The sequence below is a fragment of the Ectopseudomonas guguanensis genome, from assembly GCF_900104265.1.
Classification (GTDB): domain Bacteria; phylum Pseudomonadota; class Gammaproteobacteria; order Pseudomonadales; family Pseudomonadaceae; genus Aquipseudomonas; species Aquipseudomonas guguanensis.
This window is the reverse complement of the sequence record NZ_FNJJ01000008.1, coordinates 256,791-278,855: the sequence shown is the minus strand read 5'-3', so window position 1 is coordinate 278,855 and position 22,065 is coordinate 256,791. Positions and strand designations below refer to the sequence as shown.

Below are 22,065 nucleotides of genomic sequence, written 5' to 3'. Positions count from 1 at the left end.
CGATTCGCCGACCCTGGTCAGCGGCCACTTCCTCGACCTGACCGAGCACCCGCGCGAGGCCTGGAACCAGCTCTGGCTGCTGACCGAAGTGCTGCACGAAGGCAAGCAGCCGCAGGTGCTGGAAGAGTCGGTGTTGAACCTCCCCTCTCCCCCCGGGAGAGGGGCCGGGGGAGAGGGTAAAGCTGACAACACCGACTTCCACCAAGGCTACCGCAACCGCTTTACCGCCACGCCCTGGGACGTGCCCTTCCGCCCCCAGTTGGCCCACCCCAAACCGCGCATCCTCGGCAGCCAGAGCGCCGTGGTCACAGGCCCTGCCGGTGAGGAAATCCACTGCGACCAATATGGTCGGGTCAAGGTGCAGTTCTTCTGGGATCGCGAAGGTCAGGCAGATGAAAAAACCAGCTGCTGGCTACGGGTCAGCTCCAGCTGGGCGGGCGATCGCTACGGCGCCATCGCCATCCCGCGCATCGGCATGGAAGTGCTGGTCACCTTCCTCGAAGGCGACCCCGACCAGCCGCTGATCACCGGCTGCCTGTACCACGCCGAACACGTGGTGCCCTACGACCTGCCGGCGAACAAGACCCGCAGCGTGTTCAAGACCCTCAGCAGCCCTGGCGGTGGTGGTTACAACGAGCTGCGCATCGAGGACCGCAAGGGCGCCGAGCAGATCTACATCCACGCCCAGCGCGACTGGGACGAGAACATCGAGCACGACCAGAAGATCCGCGTCGGCTTTGAGCGCCACGACACCGTCGAGGCCAACGCCTACAGCCACTTCAAGGCCGAAGAACACCGCACCACTCACGCCGACCGCAAGGCCGAGATCAAGGCCAACGACCACCTCACGGTGGGCGACAGCCAGCACATCAAGCTGGGCAACGGCCAGTTCATCCAGGCCGGCCAGGAAATCCACCTCTCCAGCGGCCTGAAAGTCGTGCTCGAAGCCGGCAGCGAACTGACCCTCAAGGGCGGCGGCAGCTTTATCAAACTCGACGGCGGCGGCGTGACCCTGGTCGGGCCGGTGATCAAGATCAACTCCGGCGGCGCGCCGGGCAGTGGTTCGGGGGCAGCGCCGGTATTGCCGGGAGCGGCGAAGCCTGCGGACGCGGATAAGGCGGGAGAACTGCTTGTACCTGCTCAGCGACAGGCGCTGTTACGCGCCACACCAAGGTGTGAAATCTGCGAGCGAGCCAAACAGGACGCCAAAGCATGAACCGAGACTTCCTGCTCGTGGATGGCGTACTTCGTCAGGACGCCCTGCAATGGCTTTATGGGACAGGCGAACCTATCGAGGTCATTCCACTCTACAACGGCACCCGCTGGGACGGCGTCAAAGAACTCGGCCCAATTCTGGTTGGTCTGGACAGCCATTCGTTCTTGCTGGGTGAATGGCAAGGCAACCCTCACCTTCAGAGGCAGGCCAGCAAACTACAAAGTTCAGCAACGCTGAACGATGTCGCCGATCACCTGAGTCAGTTCATCACTATCACCGACAACCTGGGTAGCTACAGCCTCTTTCGCTTCGCAGATCCACTGGTGACTGCTTACTGGCTGAACAGTTACCCCTCATCCGCTTATCAAGGCCTCCTGGGCCCCATAAGCGAATGGTTAGTGCCCTTGCCCCCACCCAACTGGGCTCCCTCGCAGGCAGTCGAATGGCAGTCCTATCGCCCGCATCCCAACAGCCCACGATTGGAAGGCAAGCTCAACCATCTCGCCGATGATCAGGTTCAGGCACTGGAACAGGCCTACCGGCGCAGCTTCAAGGAACGGCTATACGACTGGCTGATCGCAGATTACCCACAAAGCCTCTCAGGCCTTGGCGAACAGGAACGAGGGCAGTGGCTGGAACAACGCCTGCTCGACGCCGAGGCCTGGGGGCTGGTCAACGAGCGGAGCATTGCGATCTGGCTCGAGCGCTGTGCCTGCTGGGGCAACGACTTCGCTACGCGCCCCGACAGCCCCTACCAGGCCTGGCTAGCCAGGACACCAGACGCCCAGAAACTAGCGCCAGAACAACGTATCCAGGCCCTGGATGAAGACTGCCTTGCCGGCTAAAGGAACGGATCTCCATGAGCACGACAACTTCCGACAAAACCTTGCAACAAGCCAAACGCAACCAGGCTTTTGAAAACAAGCCGGCCACTGCAAATGGTCAATGCCCGCTGAAAGCAGGTGAAATTGCCATCCACCCCGTACGCTATGCGATAGACGAGTCACCGGCTCGCGGCAGTGCCCAAGGTCCAAACCCGTTACCCAAGGGCTGGAACGCCGGCCATCTACCAAAGCTCAAGACGCGCAGCTACACCCTGCGCCAACTGCGCGACGGCTGGCTGTACGTGTGGGATGAAACGGACCGCACGCTTCACGAGTATCAGGTCAAGGGTCACCAATTCATCCGCCATAAATGGGGTAATGCCCAATTGGGCAAGGATGAGCGAAACAACCCCGGTGACAGCAAATCCTACCTGCTATACCCGAAACGCAGCCGCCTGCTCCTCGCTTACTCCCCCGTGCAGTGGACCTGGCGCCTGTGCGAAAAAATGCGCAGCAACCCACAAGAGCAAAAGCGCTGGATGCGCGCGCTTAACCTGCCGCAATACTGCACCCAGATGCAGGCAGCACATGCCGCACCTATCCGTGAAATAGGCAGTGCGGTCGCCGATATCCTGGCCGGAGGAACAGCCCCGACCTTCAAGAGCTGCCTGGTAGCGACGAACAAAGACGATTCGTCCCGCCCCTGCAAACAGTCGATCGACCAGGCCCTAATACTCGGCAGCGTACCCGATCAGGACAGCGCCCTCTTCGTTGCCCTGGACGACCCTATGGCCATCGTCGACGACCTGGCCATGAATTTACAGGGCCGCTGGCTGGAGCTGGCAGCAGCAGAAAAACAGCATGCCAACAAGCTCAATAGCGCCGAGAACGTTCAACGCCTTTGCGGTGTCAACCTAGATCCTTTTATCCCCAAGTCGGTGTCAGCCAACCCAAGCCGCAAACAAGCTTTCATCAAGGAGGCTCATAGCCTGCTCGATAGCGAAGCTCAGCTACTCAATCACAGCGGCAGTGACGCGACCCTGACTCTCAAATCCCTTCAAGTACAGCAGGCCCAAAAGCAGTTCCGCACAAACTGGGGCACCTCACCGTCGGGGCCGGAATGGCGCGCGCTGGTAGAAGAATGGCAGCAGAAAAAGATCTGGCGCGAGGATGTTCGCTTCGATGAGGTCTGGACTTACCTCCAGGAGCGAGCCAATGAAAAGGATCGCTTGAATACCCACATCCAACGCAGCGAAAGCGACCTGCTCGACTGGCTTAAGAACCTCAGCCCGAAAGCAGAAGAGGTTTTCTATGACCCCTGCCATCCGCAGCAATCGACAGATCTGCTGGACACCATGGCCAATCTATATGAGCAGTTGGGCGCGAGCGACACGGGTCAGCAATGGCTCTGTAAGCAGTACGGCAACCCCTCCACGCTGGCAGGCCTGGCGCTGTTCAATTTCAGCACGGAGCTTTCCACGCTGATTGAGCAAATCTCTACGAACTTCACCACCTACGGCACCATCGACAACCTGGGGCGGCAGAGCGACGGTAGTGGGCAAGCCCACGGCGGACTCTCCGACACCACCAGTGAAGTCAGCCGAGCCAACGAGGTGAAATCGGTACTTGACCTGCCGAGCGTACAGGCTAGCAACCTGTACAAGAGCCTTTCCGAGCCAGGCAAGCGTGCCTTCGAGACCCTGCGCAACGTAGTGGGACAAAAAGCCAAGGACAGCTGGAACCTGATGGCTTTTGTTTTGCTACCTGCCTTGAGCGAGAAATTCGTACCCACGGTTCGAATCTTTGCCTTCAGCGTCACCCAGGTTTTGGTGTCTACGGAAATATCGACGCAAACCCGCTTGATTCTTGACCCCGAGTTCGCGAAGAAGAACCGTAAATGGCAAATGCAGGTTGCCCAGCTCGAGAAGAACATCAAAGGCCTGCAGCGTACTCTTTCTCTACCCGGTAAAGGCCCCGACAAACGCTCGGCGCGCATACAGTTGCTCGGCCTGGAACAAAAGCGCGAGACGCTGTACCTGCAAAGGCCTAACGAGGTAATCGGTAATGTCGTCACCGAATCCAAGATAACCAAGGTACAAACCCGCCAAGTGAACATGTGGCTCGCGACACTGGGCCAATCAGAACTGCTCGATCAGTTGCAGCTCAAAGCAAAAAATTCGGCAGGCTATGCAGCCCGCAGCCGTCAGTGGATGAATCAGGAGCTTGGCGGCAGTTTGCCCGTGCTGGTCGCCGGGCTGAATATCTGGAACTTCATCAATAGCCTGGACAAGGCACGCAATGACGGCATTTTCAGTGAGGATGAGCTGCGCACGGTCGGCGCCAATGCCGCCTATACCGCCAACGCACTGATGGCGCTCTGGACGGTGCCGGCGTGGAACAAATGGGCGAATATGCAGGGAACCCTCAGAACACGAACAACACAGCTAGCAAAAGCAGGGGTCAGCACTTGGCTGAAAGCTGGAAGCGCAGAGTTTTCAGTCTTGGCCCGGCAGTTGGTTTTGCGCACCATGGGTATGGCCGCATTCGGCGCTATCGCGGCGGGGGTGGAAGCTTGGCAGGTTTCAAAGGATGTGGATAAGGCCACTAGCAAAGCCGAAGAAACTGCATTGAACGTAAAAATGTACGCCTTGATGGGAATGACGGCGGTTGCCGGCGTGCAACTAGTAGGTAGCGCCTTGGGCTTCTGGTTCGGTTTTGCCTGGGTCATGTCCAATCCGGTGACCATCATCATCGCGCTACTCGGCGTGATCTACCTGATCGCCAGCATGGTCGCCAACCAATACAAACGTGAGGGTCTGCGGCTCTGGCTGTATCGCAGCAGTTGGGGCAAATCTCCTGAGTGGACGCACAGTGACGAAGATCACAAGAAGGAACTGCGCACCCTGATGGAAATCAGCCTGCGCCCCAGCCTGGCGGCTCGCGCCTCCACCTTGCCTTACTACGGGCGAGGCCCGCGTATCTATACCGGGTTCTGGCTACAGCTCTTGCTACCATCCAAGCTGGAGGGAACAGCCGTAAAACTGCAACCGGCCATGGTGGACAGTGGCTGGTTCTCCGACAGCCTGATGCAAGGCATGGCAGACAAGTTCTACGACCAGTTCCTCGAAGGCCACTGGGCGCCCATCGAACAATTTGGCCAGCCCCCCGCACAGCGCCCGAACGGGCCGCTGCCTGGTGACACCCTCTACCCCGAGGGCACACAGCACCGCCTTTGGCAAACCTGGATCGCCTACCAGCGCCCCCCCGTGCTGGAACTGGAAGTTCGCTACCCGGAGCAAATTCTGGAAAGCGCCAACGGCCAGGGCTACATGTTCCGCGTGGATATAGGCACCTCGTCCTCCGAGGCGGATCTGAAAAGCGATGCGTTCAGCAAGGAACCCAATAACGATATGGTGCTCTCTTCACAAAGCACCCGCCTGCTCTCCTTACAGGTGCCACATACGAGTGAATAATTACTTATGGGCAGTACCTTGAACAAACTTATCCAGGCTCTTCCCTGGAACCAGTCCATCGAACTTCCAGAGCAACATCAGTGGAAGCACGCCAATCAACATGCGTTCCTAGAGTGGAAAATCAAGGCAAGGCCTTATAATACAACAGTTGCCAATGGCATGTTTATTTGCCTCTTCCTATTCACCACTATATTTTTTGGGTGGATGGGCGAGATATTTAACCCTAACTCTTCAAAATCCATAGCAATAGGAATACCTTTTTATATATTAACCATGACGGCCATTTACGGCACAACTCATCAAAAAACAAAATTCGCTTATCGCCTGACCGAAACAAGCATAGAGGTCTGCGAGTGGAAAGCGCCAAGTAAAGGCTGGATGATCGCTTTGAAATGGCTGACGGTTATTGCCGCTATCGCCGTTCTATTCGTTATTGCACTTGACCCATCGGCCTTTTGGATAGCACTCGCCGGGCCTGGCGGCATGGGCTTGCTTTATCTAGGCCTGGCTAACTCAAAGCAATTCCAAGAATTACATACAAGCTACCATACGTATGAATATCAATGGAGCGAGTTCAAAAATATCACATTGGATCGATCTAAGAAGATAATTTGCCTTGAGACACCTTGGCTTAGCCCGCACTCGAATGAATATGTGGATTGGCCGTTCTACATTTTCTCGGACAAACGCAACTTCGACAAACACGTTTCCCTCATCCGTGAGCAGCTAAAAGAACTCCCCCTAAAAGAAGAGAGCGTCTCAGTACTGCAATTCTAGCCGCCAAGCCCAACCCTACTATTTTGCTCTCTTCACAAAATACGTGCTTACGCCACCCTGCAGATGCCACATACGAGTGAATGATTGCTTATGAGCAGTACCTTGAACAGATTCCTACAGGCTCTACCCTGGAACCAGTCCATCGAACTTCCAGACCACCACAACTGGAAGTGCGCCAATCAAAACGCACTGTTGGAATGGGAAATCAAGGCAAGGCCTTATAACACGACAGTTGCCAATGGTATGTTTTGGTTCATGATGAGCGTAGCCTTGGGCGCCTGCTATTTGATGTTTTTCAAGAACGATAACTCTCCTTTAATTGAAAAACTGTCCTGGAGCGCAATATTTCTTTCTGTTTTCTTTTTAGCTCTATATGGCACAACCCATCAAAAAACAAAATTCGCTTATCGCCTGACCGAAACAGGCATAGAAGTCTGCGAGTGGAAAGCACCAAGTAAAGGTTGGATGATCGCGTTGAAATGGCTGACAGTTATCGCCGCTATCGCCGTTATATTCGTTGTTGCACTTGACCCATCGGCCTTTTGGGTAGCGCTCGCTGGGCCTGGCGGCATGGGCTTGCTTTATCTAGGACTGGCTAACTCAAAGCAATTCCAAGAAATGCACAGCCTCTACAGGCACAATGTATTTACCTGGAATGAAATAAATCATATTTACATAGACAAATCACGCCACCTTGTCAGCTTGGAATATGAATGGCTCAACGAGAATATCAACAAGACACTGCCGTGGTGGACATATATTTTCTGCCACAAAAGAGATTTTGAAACCACTGCTGAAATCATACTTTCAAAAAACACAGACACTCCCCACACACACGAAAAAGTAGAAGTTTTACAATTCTAAAAATCAATCGAAATCCAGTACCGATATGGCGCCATTTTCACAGAACATTTGGCCGCTCCCCTTGCAGGTGCCACATGCGCGCGAAAGTGGAGCAAACTCTCCCAACTACAGAAGCACTCCAAGTAGACACACAAATTAATTTCCCCAACCAATAGATCATCACAAGGAAGAATCATGTCACAAGCAACTTGGAACCCTGCACAATACCTCAGCGTCATGTCCTGGGCTATGTTCAGCACAACGATAACGAGCATCCTACTCGCGCTTATCTTCTTTCCCTTTACTAATTTGGGAGCTTATCTAGTTGGCTGGCCCCTCGGGTTATCCATTACCGTGAATGTCATTCTATTCATTGCCTCTTCACTCGCACGACGCGACCAATATGTAAGCGTCTCTTTGACAGCCGAGGGAATTCGATACACTGACGAATCCGAGTCCTACCGTCGTAACGAACTGCTTCGTGCCAGTGATATCAAGAATATCCGCGTTCGACGCAATCCATTCTTCAAGTCACTGACAATTGACATGAAGGGAAATAACCAGCGCTTCTTTTTGAGCAACGTATCCCTGACGGATACTTTCCTGGCTGAAGCGGGCGCACTTATCAGCGGGGGCCCAAGCAACGCGCCGCAGACCGATCCGTCATAATCTGTGCCGCAACGACAAAATCAATAAATAATTCCCTTCTCAGAGCAGCACCGCGCAAACGAACCGATCACAGCGGCACATGACCGCTGCACGGGCCGCCCCGAGCGCTACTGGCGCGATATGGGCGATGACACCTGGGAAGCACAACTGACGCAGAACCTGGCCCGCGTCAACGCCTATGACATCACTGGCCGCCTCAACCTAATGACTCGCCATGTGCGTTATGCCGATTGATTGCAGACAACCAACCTCAACCTCCAACAACACACTCAAGGAAAGAACGCATGAACAAAATGGATTTCAAAATGCCGCTGGGCGCCGTCATTCACCTGCTTGCGGTGATCTGGATCAGCGTGGAGCCCCGCTATGAAGGCCTATTCGTCTGGATGCTGCCGTTTTTGGCGTTGAACCTGGTTGGCATGCTGCTGGTCATGCTCGACAAGACCAAGCTGGGCGCCATCCTGTTCATCATCGGCTGCGTGCCCTTCGTCCCCGTCGGCGTCATCGGTATTCTCGGCGCGAAGAAATCGCTTCAAGGTCTGAGCGAGCCTGCGCCGACTAACGCCTGAGACTGGTTCCTGAGCATTCCTCGCTGGACTGCTCCTTGGTCATGCCGCGCCGTTCTCAGCCTTGAGTACGGCGCGCGTGCATCAGCACGACCACCAACACCAGCAACCCCAACACCCCCGCCCCGACGAACAAGCCCTCATACCCCAACGCCTTGGCCAGCACCCCACTGCTGGCACCGACGAAGCCGGACAACAGCAACTGTGCCGAGGCCTGCAGGGTGAAGTCGGCGCCTTCGTGTTCGGGGCGGCACATGCGCATCATGGCGGCGAACAGGGCGACGGTGGACATGCCGTCGGCCACCTGCTCGAACAGGGTGACGGCATAGACCAGCCCGACATTGCCCCCTTGCCCTACCAGCAGCGCCAGGGCGGCGATGCCGATGGCCTGCAGGGTGCCGAACAGGATCAGTGCGCGCAGTACGCCGATGCGGGCGTAGAGCAGGCCGCCGAGCACCGCGCCAGCGATGCCGGCCAGGCTGCTGATCAGGGTCAGTTGGCCGAGCGCTGCACTGCTCCAGCCCTGGTCCACCAGCATCGGCTTGATCATCGGCGAACCCAGCGAGTCGCCCAGCTTGAAGGTGAGCACCACCGCCAGCCACAGGAGCATGCCGGGCTGCGCCAGCAGGCCGCGATAGTGGTTCAGCAGTAGGCGCGGGCCGATCGCGGTTTCGGCCAGGGCGGGTTGGAAGGGCAGGACCCGGTGCTCGGGAAACAACCAGCTCGGCACGGTCATCAACAGGATCAGGCCGGCCACCAGCCCCACAGCCAGGTTCCAGCCCAGCGGGTCGATCACCAGCAGCAGGCCGCTGCCGCTGACGATCATGCCGACCTTGTAGCCGCCGACCTGCAGGCTGTTGCCGAGGCCGCGCCAGCGCTCGGGCAGCAGGCGCACGGTAAGGCCATCGGTGGCAATGTCCTGGGTCGACGCCAGCAGATTGATCAGCAGCAGCAGGCCAAGCAGCAACCACAGGCCGGAGCCGAACAGGGTCTGCGGCGCCAGCATCGCCAGCACGGCCACACAAAGGATCACGCCCGTCTGCAGCGGCAGGATCCAGCCACGGTGATGACCTAGACGCTGCGAGGCCAGACGGTCGATCCACGGCGCCCAGAGCACCTTGAGCAGCCAGGGCAAGGCCAGCAGTTTGAGCAGGCCGATCAGCGCCAGGTCGACACCGTGCTGACGCAGCAGCACCGGCAGCGAATGGGCGATCAGCCCGGACGGCAGGCCTTGCGCGCAATAGAGCGAGGCCAGCAGCACCAGCGTGGCGTTGGATGGGCGAGGTGCGGTTGGCGACATGGCGGGCGCTCGCAGTAAAAGCGCAAGCCTAGTGGTTTGTTCCGGTCAGCGGCAATGCGAGGGTGGTTACAGTTCGTAGGCAGGCTCGTCGCGGCTGAAACCCCTCCCACGGCATGGGAGTTCGATTACCTGTAGCCCGGATGCAATCCGGGGCCAGCACCATCGCTCCCGGATTGCATCCGGGCTACGCGAAGGCCCTGCATGTGACCCCAAAGGCCCTTTAGGCTACCCAGCGCGCTGCGTATTCATCCACCAGAAATCCTCGACTGGCGAATCCCGGGTGGAACGATAAAGGGCGTTCCACCCTACAGTCCTACAGGCTACCCAGGCACTCGCTCAGACCGCCCGCCAGGTTTTCTAGCAGTTGCTCGTAACCGCTGGCGGCGACCGGCAGGTCGCCTCCCAGGGCGTCGAGCTCGGCCAGCTTGACCGGCAGGCCGGCGGTCAGGGTTTCGGCCAGACGCGGGCGCAGAGGCGGCTCGCTGAACACGCAGCTGGGCCCGGCCTGCTGCAGCGCCTTGCGCATGGCGGCGACGTGACGGGCGCCAGGCTGTACTTCGGTCAGCACGCTGAACACGCCGGCATGCTTGAGGCCATAGGCGGCTTCGAAGTAGTCGTAGGCCTCGTGGAAGACGAAATACGGCTTGCCCTGCAGGGCGGCCAGTTGCGGGCGAATGCGGCCGTCGAGCGCATCCAGGCGCTCCTCGAAGGCCTGCAGGTTGGCGGCGTAGCGCGCGGCGTTGGCGGCGTCCAGCCTGGCCAGGTCGGCGGCCATGCGTGCCGCGATGATCCTGGCATTGTCGGCGGCCAGCCACAGGTGGGCATCCAGGCTGCCGGGGCGGTGGTCGTGATCGTGGCCCAGGCCGTCACTGGCGTGCTCATGAGCATGATCGTGATCGTCGTGGTCGTGCTCCCCATGACTGTCGCCGAAGTGGCGCAGGGTCATGCCGGGTAGCGCCTGCACCGCCACGTCCGGTTGGCTGCGCCCCTCCAGTACCCGCGGCAGGAAGCCTTCCATGTCCGGGCCGATCCAGTACAGCAGGTCGGCGTCGCGTACCCGGCGCACGTCCGACGGACGCAGTGCGTAATGGTGCGGCGAGGCGCCCGGGGGCAGCAGTACATCGGGCGAACCGACGCCGTCCTGCACCGCCGCGGCGATCAGTTGCAGCGGCTTGATGCTGGTGAGCAGGCGCACCTCGGCCTGGGCATTGGCGACGAACAGCAAGGTAATGAGGCAGAAAAGACGCGACACGGGGCATACTCGGGCGGGATTGAACGGGTAATATAATAACGTCTCTCACCTGCGCCGTCCTTGCCCATGACCGACACCCCCCTGTCTGCACGCCCTCACGACCATTCCCGCTGCGTCAGCCATGCCCTGGCCGAGGCCGAAACCATCTGCGCGCGCCAGGGTCTGCGCCTGACCGCGCTGCGCAAGCGGGTGCTGGAACTGGTGTGGGCCAGCCACAAGCCGCTCGGCGCCTACGACATCCTCGGCGTGCTGAGCGACGAAGACGGCCGCCGCGCGGCGCCGCCGACCGTCTATCGCGCGCTGGATTTCCTCCTGGAAAACGGCCTGGTGCACCGCATCGCCTCGCTCAACGCCTTCGTCGGCTGCAGCCACCCGGAGCATGCGCACCAGGGGCAGTTCCTGATCTGCCGCAGCTGCCACGCCGCCACCGAACTGGAACAGCCGGCCATCAGCCAGGCCATCGTCGACGGTGCGGCCGGCGTTGGTTTCGCCGTGGAAAGCCAGACCGTGGAAGTGGTCGGGCTGTGCGCGGGCTGCAAGGACAAGCCATGAGCGAGGCGCTGATCCGTCTCGACGGGGTCGCGGTCAGCTTCAACGGCCAGGCCGTGCTGGACGAGGTGCAGCTGAGCGTGCAGCCTGGCGAGATCGTCACCCTGATCGGCCCCAACGGTGCCGGCAAGACCACCCTGGTGCGCGTGGTGCTCGGCCTGCTGCAGCCGCAGCGTGGCAACGTGCGCCGCGCACCGCGCCTGCGTATCGGCTACATGCCGCAGAAACTGCATGTCGATGCCACCCTGCCGCTGTCGGTGCTGCGTTTCCTGCGCCTGGTGCCGGGAGTGGATCGCAAGCGCGCGCTGGCGGCGCTGGCCGAAGTCGGCGCCGAGCAGGTGATCGACAGCCCGCTGCAGAGCATTTCCGGCGGCGAGATGCAGCGCGTGCTGCTGGCCCGCGCACTGTTGCGCGAGCCGCAGCTGCTGGTGCTCGACGAACCGGTGCAGGGCGTCGACGTCGCCGGCCAGGCCGAGCTGTACCGGCTGATCTCGCGGCTGCGCGAGCGCCACGGCTGCGGCGTGCTGATGGTCTCGCACGACCTGCACCTGGTGATGAGCGCCACCGATCAGGTGGTCTGCCTCAACCGCCATGTGTGCTGCTCCGGCCATCCGGAACAGGTCAGCGAAGATCCGGCCTTCATCGAACTGTTCGGCCAGGACGCCAAGAGCCTGGCCGTCTATCACCACCATCACGACCACGCTCATGACCTGCATGGCGGCGTGGTCAAGCCCGGCCTGACCATCCACGGCCCGGCTCATGTTCACGGCCCGGACTGCAAACACTGATGCCCGACTTTCTCCTCAACGCCCTGCTTGCCGGCCTGGCGCTGGCCCTGGTGGCCGGCCCGCTCGGCTCCTTCGTGGTATGGCGACGCATGGCCTATTTCGGCGACACCCTGTCCCACGCCGCCCTGCTCGGCGTGGCCCTGGGCCTGCTGCTGGACGTCAGCCCGACCCTCACCGTGACGGTCGGCTGCGTGCTGCTCGCCGTGCTGCTGGTGACCCTGCAGCAGCGTCAGCCGCTGGCCTCCGACACCCTGCTGGGCATCCTCGCCCACAGCACCCTGTCGCTGGGCCTGGTGGCGCTGAGCTTCATGCATGACGTGCGCATCGACCTGATGAGCTACCTGTTCGGCGACCTGCTCGCCGTCAGCGCGACCGATCTGGCCTGGATCATTGGCGGCAGTGCACTGGTGCTGGCGCTGCTGGCCTGGCTGTGGCGACCGCTGCTGGCAATCACCGTGCACGAGGAACTGGCGCGGGTCGAAGGCCTGCCGGTGGCAGCGATTCGCCTGGCGCTGATGCTGCTGATCGCGGTGGTGATCGCCGTGGCGATGAAGATCGTCGGCGTGCTGCTGATCACCTCCTTGCTGATCATTCCTGCTGCCGCGGCCCAGCGCCACGCGCGCACGCCGGAGCAGATGGCCGTGGGCGCCAGCCTGCTCGGGCTGCTGGCGGTGTGCGCGGGTCTGGCCATGTCCTGGTATCAGGACACGCCTGCCGGGCCGTCCATCGTGGTCAGCGCCGCGGCGCTGTTCCTGGCCAGCTTTGCCTTGCCCAGGCGCAGCGGTTGACGGCGCTAACCCCCCCTACGGATCCGCGCCCTGGCCGATACCTCGCCAGGCCCCGCGCGGCATAGAACCATGGCGCTAGCGATCAACGTGAAATCGCTGCCGCAACTCTGTATGATTGCGCGTTTTTTGCACAATTCGAGACTCGTTTTGATGAAGTCGTTCGTTTTCCGTGGTCTTCCTCTTTTTCTGGTTCTGCTGGCCGGCTGCCAGAGCAGTCAACAGAACAGCCTGCCGCCGGTCGACGATCTGGTCGTTGCCTTCCGCCAGCTCGACCTGAGCCTGGCCGAAGAACGGCTCGACGACGCGCGCAGCCAGCTCGCTGAGCTGCAGCAGCGTGCCAGCCGCGATACCCGCCTGGAGCAGTATCAACGCCAGCTGGCCGAAGCCTACATGGAGCAGGGCCGCGAAGCGCTGCAGCAGGGCGACCTGGATCGCGCCGCGCAGGCGCTGGGCCAGGCCCGCAGCCTGATGCCGCAGGCGCCTGCCCTGAGCCACGACCTCAACCAGGCCATCGACAGCGCACGCGCCGCTCGCCAGGCCGCCGCCGAGCAGCAGGCGCGCGAGGCGGCCGCCAGGCTCGACGCAGAGCGCCAGGAGCAACTGCGCCAGCAGCGCCAGGCCAGCGAGCGCCAGGCCAAGGCGACCCAAGCGACACCCCCTGCAGGCCAGCCGACAGCGGCGCCCAGCAGCCAGCCCAAGGCGCGCCTGATCGACCCGAGCGCGGCAACCAGCGTCATCGCCATGCCGATGCTGGACAATCAGGACAACGAGAACCTGCGCCGCCTGCTCGACAGCGTGGCAGCGGATGTCGTGACCTTTCGCTGCGCCGTGCGCATCGAAGTGCGCGAGGCCAAGGACTATCCCTGGGTCGCGGCGCTGCTGTCGGCGCGCATCAAGAAGCTCGACCCGAGCTTCCGCCCGCAACTGAGCCAGAAGATCGTGCCCCAGCAGACGCCGCGCCTGCTGCTGAGCCCGCAGCGCCCATGAGGCAAGCACCGTCCACCGCGCGTCGGTAATGCCGTTTTGTAATAACCATAGGCCAACAAAGATTTTCTCGGCCTAAACACTGCCGGGTAAACTAGCGCCCTTTTGCGCCCACCCGGCGCCCGGCCCCTTGCACACAGAGGCCCGCCCCTGAACACACCCAAAAGGTCGTTCGCGTGATCCAGTTTCAATCCGTCCACAAGGCCTACCGCGTCGCCGGCCGCGAGATTCCGGCGCTGCAGCCCACCACGCTGCAGATCGGCAGCGGTCAGGTGTTCGGCATCATTGGCCACTCCGGCGCCGGCAAGAGCACCCTGCTGCGCCTGATCAACCGCCTGGAAGAGCCTTCCGGCGGCCGCATCGAGATCGACGGCGTCGACGTCACCGCCCTCGATGCCACCGGCCTGCGCCGCTTCCGCCAGCAGGTCGGGATGATCTTCCAGCACTTCAACCTGCTGTCGTCGAAGACCGTCGCCGACAACATCGCCATGCCGCTGCGCCTGGCCGGCGAGCTGAGCCGTGCCGAGATCGACGCCCGCGTCGCCGAGCTGCTGGGGCGCGTCGGCCTGCAGGATCATGCCAACAAGTACCCGGCGCAGCTCTCCGGCGGGCAGAAGCAGCGCGTCGGCATCGCCCGGGCGCTGAGCACCCGGCCGAAGATCCTGCTGTGCGACGAGGCCACCAGTGCCCTCGACCCGCAGACCACCACCGCCGTGCTGCAGCTGCTGGCCGAGATCAACCGCGAACTGGGCCTGACCATCGTGCTGATCACCCATGAGATGGACGTGATCCGCCGCGTCTGCGACCGCGTGGCGGTGATGGATGCCGGCGTGATCGTCGAAGAAGGCCCGGTGGCCGAGGTCTTCCTGCACCCGCAGCACCCGACCACGCGGCGCTTCGTGCTGGAGTCCGAGCACGTCGACGAGGACGAGCAGCGCGACGACTTTGCCCATGTGTCGGGGCGCATCCTGCGCCTGACCTTCCAGGGCGAGGCCACCTACGCGCCGCTGCTGGGCACCGTGGCCCGCGAGACCGGGGTCGACTACAGCATCCTCGCCGGGCGCATCGACCGCATCAAGGACACCCCCTACGGCCAGCTCACCCTGGCCCTGACCGGTGGCGACATCGACGCCGCGCTGGCGCGCTTCGGCGCCGCCGACGTGCATCTGGAGGTACTGCGCTGATGCTCGAACAACTGCTCCCCAACGTGTTCTGGCCGGAAATCTGGCAGGCCAGCCTCGACACCCTGAACATGCTGCTCGGCTCGATGCTGTTCACCGTGCTGCTCGGCCTGCCGCTCGGCGTGCTGCTGTTCCTTACCGGCCCGCGCCAGCTGTTCGAACAGTCGGTGCTGTACGGCGCGCTGTCGCTGGTGGTGAACATCCTGCGCTCGGTGCCCTTCGTCATCCTCTTGATCCTGATGATCCCCTTCACCGAACTGCTGGTCGGCACCTCGCTGGGCGTCGCCGGCGCCATCCCGCCGCTGGTGGTGGGGGCCACGCCGTTCTTCGGCCGGCTGGTGGAGACCGCCCTGCGCGAAGTCGAGCGCGGCATCATCGAGGCGACCCAGGCCATGGGCGCCAGCACCTGGCAGATCATCACCCGCGCGCTACTGCCCGAGGCCCTGCCCGGCCTGCTCGCGGCCACCACGGTCACCGCGATTACCCTGGTGTCCTACACCGCCATGAGCGGCCTGATCGGCGGCGGCGGCCTCGGCGACCTGGCCGTGCGCTACGGCTACCAGCGCTACCAGCCGGACGTGATGGCCGTGACCGTGGTCCTGCTGCTGGTTCTGGTGCAGGTGCTGCAGATGGTCGGTGATCGCCTGGTCATACATTTTTCCCGCAAGTAACCCCAACAAGCGGCGACTCGCCACCCGCGAGACCCGCACCAACCTTCCCAAAAGGAACCTTGATATGAAGAAGCTGCTGACTGCCCTGGCCGCCTGCGCGGCCTTCTCGGCCCAGGCCGAAACCCTCAACGTCGCCGCCACCCCGGTGCCGCACGCGGAGATCCTCGAGTTCGTCAAACCGGCCCTGGCCAAAGAGGGCGTGGAGCTGAAGGTGCGCGTGTTCACCGACTACGTGCAGCCCAACCTGCAGGTGCAGCAGAAGAACCTCGACGCCAACTTCTTCCAGCACCAGCCCTACCTGGACGAGTTCAACGCCAGCCGCAAGACCGAGCTGGTCAGCGTCGCCGGTGTGCATGTCGAGCCCTTCGGCGCCTACTCGAGCAAGATCAAGAACCTGAGCGAGCTGCCACAAGGCGCCACCGTGGCCATCCCCAACGACGCCACCAACGGCGGCCGCGCCCTGCTGCTGCTGCAGAAGGCCGGCGTGATCAAGCTCAAGCCGGAAGCCGGCATCCTCGCCACGCCCAAGGACATCGTCGAGAACCCCAAGGCGATCAAGGTGCGTGAACTGGAGGCGGCTACCCTGCCGCGCGTGCTGAGCCAGGTCGACCTCGCCCTGATCAACACCAACTACGCGCTGGAAGCCAAGCTGAACCCGACCAAGGACGCCCTGGCCATCGAAGGCAGCGACTCGCCGTACGTCAACACCCTGGTGACCCGTGCCGACAACAAGGACAGCGACGCCGTGCAGAAGCTGGTCAAGGCCCTGCACAGCGCCGAGGTCAAGCAGTTCATCGAAGAGAAGTACCAGGGCGCCGTCGTACCGGCGTTCTGATCGCCGCTGACGCTGTACCCGATGCCGCGCCGCTGCAAAGCCGCGCGGCATTTTTATGGGTGAAATGCGTCGGTGATCCGTAGGGTGCGCCGTGCGCACCAGGCCCAACCTCGCCAGCAAGCAGAACGTACCGGGACGCCCTACGCGCTCAGGCACTGCAACAAGCAATCCAGCGCCGGCTGGCGCTGCGCCCGCCGCAGCAGCGCCACCAGCTCGCGGTGAAAGACCAGCTCGCCCAGCTCGATCACCCGCAGCCGGGTCGGCCGCTGCAGCCACAGGCCGGCACGCGGCACCAGCGCCACGCCCATGCCGTTCTCCACCAGGCGCACGATGGCTTCCAGTTCATCCAGCTCCAGCGCCTCGCGCACGCTCAGCCGCTGCTCGCGGAGGAATCGACTGACCTGACGGCCACCGAACGAGGCACGGTCGTAACGCACGAAAGGTTGCTCGGCAAGCAGTTGCAGCGGATCGTCGCCGGCCACCTCCAGCGGGGCGATGAGCACGAAGGGCTCGCGCGCCAGCGGCACCTCCAGCAACTCCTTGGGCAGCGGAAACGGCGGCCTGATCAGCAGCGCCAGATCCAGCTCACCCGCATCCAGCTGACTGAACAGCTGCAGCGACACCCCCGGTACCAGCTTCAGCTCGACCCGCGGCGCCAGCTGACGAAAGCGCGGCAGCGCCTCGGCCAGCAGGCCGGTCTGCAGGGTGGCGATGGCACCGACGCGCAGCTCGCCCTGCCACTGCTCGGCAGCCTGCGGCAGCGCCATCTGCGCATAGAGCGCGAGCATCTGCTCGGCCAATGGCAGCGCGTGGCGGCCCGCCGCGTTGAGTACGGCGGCGCGGCCGCTGCGGTCGAACAGGCGCACGCCGAGGTGCTGCTCGAGTACGCGCATCTGCGCGCTGACCGCCGATTGGGTCAGTCCCACCTGCTGGCCAGCGGCAGCGAAGGTACCCAGACGAGCGACGGTGATGAAGGTTTTCAGCTCGCGCAGCATCGAAGTCTCGATTGATCAGAAATATTTCAGCTTGCGAGAAAGAATATTCGTTTTTCGACAATTTTTTTGTTGATAGGCTGACGCAGCGAATATCCATGGCGGGTTGCACCCGCCCCACACAGACAACCCAAGGTACTGCGCGATGGCCCTTGCTCCCTTTCACCTGGCGATCCCCGTTCATGACCTGGCCGCGGCGCGGCATTTCTATGGCGAGGTGTTCGGTTGCGCCGAAGGGCGCAGCAGCGAGCACTGGGTGGATTTCGATTTCTTCGGCCATCAGCTGGTCATCCACCAGGCGCCGAAGTTGGCCTATCAGGAAGCGGCCGTGAGCAACCCGGTGGATGGCCACGACGTGCCGGTGCCGCACTTCGGTGTGGTGCTCGGCTGGGCCGACTGGGAAGCGCTGGCCGAGCGCCTGCGCAGCCGCGACACGCAGTTCGTCATCGAGCCCTACGTGCGCTTCAAGGGCCAGGTCGGCGAACAGGCGACCATGTTCCTTCTCGACCCCTGCGGCAACGCCCTGGAGTTCAAGGCGTTCAAGGACATTGGCCAGCTGTTCGCCAAATGAGCGCGCGGCAGTGCTAAACCGCAGGGGCCTCGAACAGTCGTTCGGGTAGCAGCTCGCGCAGCGCGTCGTTGGCCTGCAGCAGCAGCGGCAGCAGCTCGCCCAGCAGTGCAGGCTCAAGATGGGCACAGACATCGGCCTGGCGCGGCAGCGGCAGGCCGGCCAGCACACGTGCGGAAATCGCGACGTTGTCATCGGCCGCGGCCGCCTCGGTGAGCTTGCACAGATAACCGGTGGAGAAGCTGCGCAGGCTCTGCACGATCAGCTCGATATCGACGATATGCCGGGCGATCTGCAGCACGTGATCGGCATCATTGATGCCGTAGATCAGCATCTTCACCTGCCTGGGCGACAGGCATTCGGCATAGCGCGCAGCGGTGGCGAAGGCACCGATCGCGCACAGCTGGCGTGCCACCTGCAGATGCAGCTCGTCCGGCAAGGCCAGGTAGGTTGGCAGGATCAGCTGCGGATCGAGGTGAGTGGTGACCTGGGCGAGAAAGTCGATGGGCAGCTCGAGAATCAGCTCGCGTAGTTGCGCAGGCGCCATGTGCGGCGACAGCTGCGCGGCCTGCTCGGGCCCGAGCTTCTGCACCAGCGCCGCCTTCACCGCCACCGGCGCCATGCTCTGCGAGGCCAGCAGCAGGCGCTGGGCCATGCTCAGGGAGGGGGCTTTGGCCATCGGGTACTCCTTGTCGTGACCGAGGCCTGCAGCATCCCGTAGCACGGCTGATGGCGCAGCCATCTTTGCGCCGGTCGCGCCCCCAGCCACCGTCAGCGACTGGGTAGAGAGGAAACGCCGCTCAATCCAGCGGGTGGTCGCGCTGCGCGCGCAACAACTCGGCAAAGGCCGCAGCCTCCACCGGCCGGCTGATCAGGAAACCCTGGATCTCGTCGCAGTTCTGGCTCTTGAGAAAATCCATCTGCGCCTGGGTTTCCACGCCCTCGGCGACCACCTTCAGCTCCAGACTATGGGCCATGGCGATGATCGCGCGGGTGATCGCCGCATCCTCGCCACCCGGCGACAGGTCGCGGATGAAGGTCTGGTCGATCTTCACGTAGTGCACCGGGAAACGCTTGAGGTAGCTGAGCGAGCTGTAGCCGGTGCCGAAATCGTCGATGGCCAGCTTCACCCCCAGTTCGCGCAGCTGGCGGAAGGTGACGATGACGCTGTCGACGTTGTCCAGCAGCTGGCTTTCGGTCAGCTCCAGCTCCAGGTACTGCGGCGCCAGGCCGGTTTCCTCCAGCACCTGACGGACCAGGCTGGTGAGGTTGCCCTGGCGCAGCTGATGCACCGAGATGTTCACCGACACGCGGATTTCCGCCAGTCCCTGGCGCTGCCATTGGCAGGCCTGACGGCACGCCTGGCGCAACACGAATTCGCCAATCGGCGCGATCAACCCGGTCTCTTCGGCCAGGCCGATGAACTCGCCCGGAGCCACCATGCCCTGCTGCGGATGGCGCCAGCGCACCAGCGCTTCGGCGGCGTTGAGCTGGTCGTCGGCGAGGTTCAGCTTGGGCTGGTAGAACACCTCCAGCTGGCCTTCGTCGATGGCCTTGCGCAGCTGGTTCTCCAGCTGCAGGCGCTCCAGGGTGCAGGCCTGCAGGTTGTCGGTGAAGAACTGGAAGGTATTGCCGCCCAGGTGCTTGGCGTGTTGCACGGCCATGTTGGCCTGGCTGATCAGCGCGCTGATCTCGCGTGCATAGTCCGGCAGCAGGCTGATCCCCAGCGAGGCACTGACCACCAGCTCGTGGCCGCCCACGGTCATCGGTACGCGCAGCTTGGCCAGCAGCCGGCTGGCCACCCGCGCCAGGCTGGAGAGGCTGCCGTAGGCGTCGAGGATGACGGCGAATTCGTCGCCCGACAGCCGCGCGATGCAGTCGGCCTCCGGCACGGCCTGGGTCAGGCGGCGGCTCATCTGGCGCAGCAACTGGTCGGCCACCTCATGGCCGAGGCTGTCGTTGAGCAGCTTGAAGCGATCCAGGTCGATGTGCACCAGGGCGATGCTGCGCCCGCTCTGCCGCGCGCGCTGGCCGGCCTCGTGCAGGCGCGCCTTGAACAGGCTGCGGTTGGCCAGGCCGGTCAGCTCGTCGTAGTGCGACAGGTAGCGCAGGCGCTCCTCGGCCTCGCGCCGCGCGGTCAGGTCGGCGAAGAAGCCGACGATATGGCTGGGCCGCCCGCTGGTGTCTCGCACCAGGTTGAGCTGCAACCATTGCGGGTAGAGCTCGCCGCTCTTGCGCGTCTCGATCAGTTCGCCCTGCCAGGTGCCGCAGCTGTCCAGCTCCTGACGGATCATCTGGTACTGCCTGCGCATCTCGCGGCTGCCGATCAGGCTGGTCACGGTGCGCCCGACCACTTCGTCGCTGCTGTAGCCGGTCACCGAGCTGAACGCGCGGTTGACCGCCAGCACGCGGTAATCGGGGTCGAGAATGAAGATGCCCTCGCTGGCCGCCTCGAACACCGTCGCGGCCAGGCGTTGCTGCTGCTCCTGCTGACGCCGCGCGCTGACGTCACGTCGCGTGCCGAGCATGCGCCGCACGCGGCCGGCAGCGTCGCGCTCGACCGCGCGGCCACGGTCTTCGACCCACACCCAGTGGCCGTCGACATGACGCACGCGGTACTCGATCTGATAATCCTCGCTGCGTCCCTTGAGATGCTGGACCAGCGCCCGGCGCAGCCGCGGCAGATCATCCGGGTGCAGACGCGGGGTCAGGTCGCGCAGCATCACCTGGACCTGCTCCGGCTCCAGGCCGAACAGTTCGCGCAGGTGCGAATGGTGCACCTGGTCGCTCTCCAGGTCCCAGTCCCACAGGCCCAGCTCGCTGGCCTCCAGGGCCAGGGCCAGGCGCGCCTGGCTCTTGCCCAGGGCGTGAGTCGCCTCGTCCAGCTCCAGGGTGCGCTCGGCCACGCGCATTTCCAGTTCGCCATGGGCGCCGCGCAGCTCGCGTTCGGCGCGGCGGCGCTGCTCCACCTCGCGCGCCAGCTCTTCGTTGAGCCCCTCGGCGCGCTGCTTGGCATGCTCCAGGTTGCTGATCAGCGCCAGGTTGTGAAAGCGCTGCAGCAGGCTGCGCTGCACCAGGCGATTGACCTGCCAGGCCACCACCAGCAGGGCGAGAAAGAGGATGACACTGAGCAGCCCCCAGCCGCGCTGCAGGCTGTTGTCACTGAGCAGCAGAAAGGCTGCCGAGGGCACCAGGCACGGCAGGGCGAAGGTGAGAAAGGCCGACAGGCTGACGGCATAGGCGACGCTGGCCGAGAGAATCGCCGCGGCGATCAGGCCATAGACCAGCGCCTGCTGATAGAACACGTCCGGCGGCACCAGCACGATGACCACGAAGGCCAGGGTCAGCCCGGAAGCGCCGGCGCCGAAGAGGAAGATGCGCCGCCAGTAGGGTTCGGCCTGACGACTGGGCAGCGCCGCGTTGAAGGCATTCACCTGGGTCAGGCGCAGCAGCACCAGCAACACCACCCAGCCCAGCCACGCGGCGAGCAACGGCGCGCTCTGCTGGCTCCATAGCAACAGGCTGCAGGCCAGGCCGACCAGCAGCATGAGCATGGTGGGCAGACGCGAGCCCTGAAACAGCAGACGGGTACGCTCGACGGCGATATCCGTGGCGAACTGACGTTCGGCCTGACGCGGGTCCAGCGTCACCTCTTGAATTACGGCGCTAGTCGTGACGGTCATAGGCGATGTTCTTGTAATGGTTGCCTAAGGGTCTGCGGGGGTGGATATCGACGCCCCCAGCCCTGACGTCGCCGGAGAATACCCGAGACAGACGCTGTGCCCAACA

General features: G+C 62.7%; 20 protein-coding genes. 15 read left to right on the top strand and 5 right to left on the bottom strand.

Features of this window, described 5'->3' with window-relative positions:
• From tssI to BLS61_RS13990, 7 genes are all read left to right on the top strand, one after another.
• A partial coding sequence (gene tssI / locus BLS61_RS14025) for a type VI secretion system tip protein TssI/VgrG (RefSeq protein ID WP_139205560.1) occupies positions 1-1,216 on the top strand: 1,216 nt, incomplete at its 5' end.
• Positions 1,213-2,061 carry a DUF4123 domain-containing protein gene (locus BLS61_RS14020; RefSeq protein WP_090431814.1) on the top strand — a complete coding sequence of 283 codons (849 nt, stop codon included), beginning with the start codon at positions 1,213-1,215 and terminating at the stop codon, positions 2,059-2,061. The genes tssI and BLS61_RS14020, both read left to right, overlap by 4 nt.
• 14 nt (positions 2,062-2,075) lie before the next feature.
• On the top strand, positions 2,076-5,513 hold the full coding sequence (locus tag BLS61_RS14015; RefSeq protein WP_090431812.1) for a T6SS effector BTH_I2691 family protein: 3,438 nt from the start codon (positions 2,076-2,078) through the stop codon (positions 5,511-5,513).
• Between the two features lie 18 nt (positions 5,514-5,531).
• A complete protein-coding gene (locus BLS61_RS14010; protein WP_244157953.1) occupies positions 5,532-6,290 on the top strand; it encodes a hypothetical protein in 759 nt (252 codons plus the stop codon).
• Between the two features lie 90 nt (positions 6,291-6,380).
• Positions 6,381-7,154 carry a hypothetical protein gene (locus BLS61_RS14005; RefSeq protein ID WP_090431808.1) on the top strand — a complete coding sequence of 258 codons (774 nt, stop codon included), beginning with the start codon at positions 6,381-6,383 and terminating at the stop codon, positions 7,152-7,154.
• 174 nt (positions 7,155-7,328) lie between these two features.
• Complete coding sequence (locus BLS61_RS14000) at positions 7,329-7,802, top strand: hypothetical protein (protein WP_090431806.1); 474 nt, start codon at positions 7,329-7,331, stop codon at positions 7,800-7,802.
• Positions 7,803-8,086: 284 nt separating this feature from the next.
• A complete protein-coding gene (locus BLS61_RS13990; protein ID WP_090431805.1) occupies positions 8,087-8,371 on the top strand; it encodes a hypothetical protein in 285 nt (94 codons plus the stop codon).
• 55 nt (positions 8,372-8,426) lie between these two features.
• Here BLS61_RS13990 and BLS61_RS13985 read toward each other — a convergent pair whose 3' ends face one another.
• Together BLS61_RS13985 and znuA are read right to left on the bottom strand one after the other, a co-directional pair.
• Positions 8,427-9,668 carry an MFS transporter gene (locus BLS61_RS13985; protein ID WP_090431804.1) on the bottom strand — a complete coding sequence of 414 codons (1,242 nt, stop codon included), beginning with the start codon at positions 9,666-9,668 and terminating at the stop codon, positions 8,427-8,429.
• A 313-nt stretch (positions 9,669-9,981) separates the two neighbouring features.
• A complete protein-coding gene (gene znuA / locus BLS61_RS13980) occupies positions 9,982-10,920 on the bottom strand; it encodes a zinc ABC transporter substrate-binding protein ZnuA (protein ID WP_090431802.1) in 939 nt (312 codons plus the stop codon).
• Positions 10,921-10,986: 66 nt separating this feature from the next.
• Here znuA and zur point away from each other — a divergent pair, with 66 nt between their 5' ends.
• The 7 genes from zur (at position 10,987) to BLS61_RS13945 (ending at position 16,716) form a co-directional block, all read left to right on the top strand.
• Complete coding sequence (gene zur, locus BLS61_RS13975) at positions 10,987-11,472, top strand: zinc uptake transcriptional repressor Zur (RefSeq protein ID WP_090431799.1); 486 nt, start codon at positions 10,987-10,989, stop codon at positions 11,470-11,472.
• Positions 11,469-12,257: a zinc ABC transporter ATP-binding protein ZnuC gene (gene znuC / locus BLS61_RS13970; protein WP_090431797.1), complete on the top strand. Its 789-nt coding sequence runs from the start codon at positions 11,469-11,471 to the stop codon at positions 12,255-12,257. Before zur ends, znuC begins: the two co-directional genes overlap by 4 nt.
• On the top strand, positions 12,257-13,045 hold the full coding sequence (gene znuB / locus BLS61_RS13965) for a zinc ABC transporter permease subunit ZnuB (RefSeq protein WP_090431795.1): 789 nt from the start codon (positions 12,257-12,259) through the stop codon (positions 13,043-13,045). Before znuC ends, znuB begins: the two co-directional genes overlap by 1 nt.
• A gap of 150 nt (positions 13,046-13,195) precedes the next feature.
• Entirely contained in the window at positions 13,196-14,032 is an 837-nt protein-coding gene (locus tag BLS61_RS13960; protein WP_090431793.1) for a PA5502 family lipoprotein, read from the top strand.
• A gap of 173 nt (positions 14,033-14,205) precedes the next feature.
• Positions 14,206-15,213 carry a methionine ABC transporter ATP-binding protein gene (locus BLS61_RS13955; RefSeq protein ID WP_090431791.1) on the top strand — a complete coding sequence of 336 codons (1,008 nt, stop codon included), beginning with the start codon at positions 14,206-14,208 and terminating at the stop codon, positions 15,211-15,213.
• Positions 15,213-15,881: a methionine ABC transporter permease gene (locus BLS61_RS13950; protein ID WP_090431789.1), complete on the top strand. Its 669-nt coding sequence runs from the start codon at positions 15,213-15,215 to the stop codon at positions 15,879-15,881. Before BLS61_RS13955 ends, BLS61_RS13950 begins: the two co-directional genes overlap by 1 nt.
• A 64-nt stretch (positions 15,882-15,945) precedes the next feature.
• Complete coding sequence (locus BLS61_RS13945) at positions 15,946-16,716, top strand: MetQ/NlpA family ABC transporter substrate-binding protein (RefSeq protein ID WP_090431787.1); 771 nt, start codon at positions 15,946-15,948, stop codon at positions 16,714-16,716.
• Positions 16,717-16,856: 140 nt separating this feature from the next.
• Here the strand turns inward: BLS61_RS13945 and BLS61_RS13940 are convergent, their stop codons facing one another.
• Positions 16,857-17,711, bottom strand: coding sequence for a LysR family transcriptional regulator (locus BLS61_RS13940; RefSeq protein ID WP_090431785.1), 855 nt, complete (start codon positions 17,709-17,711; stop codon positions 16,857-16,859).
• Positions 17,712-17,853: 142 nt separating this feature from the next.
• Here BLS61_RS13940 and BLS61_RS13935 point away from each other — a divergent pair, with 142 nt between their 5' ends.
• Positions 17,854-18,279 carry a VOC family protein gene (locus BLS61_RS13935; protein ID WP_090431782.1) on the top strand — a complete coding sequence of 142 codons (426 nt, stop codon included), beginning with the start codon at positions 17,854-17,856 and terminating at the stop codon, positions 18,277-18,279.
• Positions 18,280-18,292: 13 nt separating this feature from the next.
• Here the strand turns inward: BLS61_RS13935 and BLS61_RS13930 are convergent, their stop codons facing one another.
• Together BLS61_RS13930 and BLS61_RS13925 are read right to left on the bottom strand one after the other, a co-directional pair.
• On the bottom strand, positions 18,293-18,955 hold the full coding sequence (locus BLS61_RS13930; protein ID WP_090431781.1) for a hypothetical protein: 663 nt from the start codon (positions 18,953-18,955) through the stop codon (positions 18,293-18,295).
• 121 nt (positions 18,956-19,076) lie between these two features.
• Positions 19,077-21,959, bottom strand: a complete 2,883-nt coding sequence (locus BLS61_RS13925; protein WP_090431780.1) for an EAL domain-containing protein — start codon at positions 21,957-21,959, stop codon at positions 19,077-19,079.
• Positions 21,960-22,065: the final 106 nt, after the last annotated feature.

Bases quoted from the DNA above. Each gene is read 5' to 3' on its own strand.
- BLS61_RS14020 (WP_090431814.1), top strand. From the start codon at position 1,213: ATGAACCGAGACTTCCTGCTCGTGGATGGCGTACTTCGTCAGGACGCC.
- BLS61_RS14015 (WP_090431812.1), top strand. From the start codon at position 2,076: ATGAGCACGACAACTTCCGACAAAACCTTGCAACAAGCCAAACGCAAC.
- BLS61_RS14005 (WP_090431808.1), top strand. From the start codon at position 6,381: ATGAGCAGTACCTTGAACAGATTCCTACAGGCTCTACCCTGGAACCAG.
- BLS61_RS14000 (WP_090431806.1), top strand. From the start codon at position 7,329: ATGTCACAAGCAACTTGGAACCCTGCACAATACCTCAGCGTCATGTCC.
- BLS61_RS13990 (WP_090431805.1), top strand. From the start codon at position 8,087: ATGAACAAAATGGATTTCAAAATGCCGCTGGGCGCCGTCATTCACCTG.
- BLS61_RS13985 (WP_090431804.1), bottom strand. From the start codon at position 9,668: ATGTCGCCAACCGCACCTCGCCCATCCAACGCCACGCTGGTGCTGCTG.
- zur (WP_090431799.1), top strand. From the start codon at position 10,987: ATGACCGACACCCCCCTGTCTGCACGCCCTCACGACCATTCCCGCTGC.
- znuC (WP_090431797.1), top strand. From the start codon at position 11,469: ATGAGCGAGGCGCTGATCCGTCTCGACGGGGTCGCGGTCAGCTTCAAC.
- znuB (WP_090431795.1), top strand. From the start codon at position 12,257: ATGCCCGACTTTCTCCTCAACGCCCTGCTTGCCGGCCTGGCGCTGGCC.
- BLS61_RS13960 (WP_090431793.1), top strand. From the start codon at position 13,196: ATGAAGTCGTTCGTTTTCCGTGGTCTTCCTCTTTTTCTGGTTCTGCTG.
- BLS61_RS13950 (WP_090431789.1), top strand. From the start codon at position 15,213: ATGCTCGAACAACTGCTCCCCAACGTGTTCTGGCCGGAAATCTGGCAG.
- BLS61_RS13945 (WP_090431787.1), top strand. From the start codon at position 15,946: ATGAAGAAGCTGCTGACTGCCCTGGCCGCCTGCGCGGCCTTCTCGGCC.
- BLS61_RS13940 (WP_090431785.1), bottom strand. From the start codon at position 17,711: ATGCTGCGCGAGCTGAAAACCTTCATCACCGTCGCTCGTCTGGGTACC.
- BLS61_RS13935 (WP_090431782.1), top strand. From the start codon at position 17,854: ATGGCCCTTGCTCCCTTTCACCTGGCGATCCCCGTTCATGACCTGGCC.
- BLS61_RS13930 (WP_090431781.1), bottom strand. From the start codon at position 18,955: ATGGCCAAAGCCCCCTCCCTGAGCATGGCCCAGCGCCTGCTGCTGGCC.
- BLS61_RS13925 (WP_090431780.1), bottom strand. From the start codon at position 21,959: ATGACCGTCACGACTAGCGCCGTAATTCAAGAGGTGACGCTGGACCCG.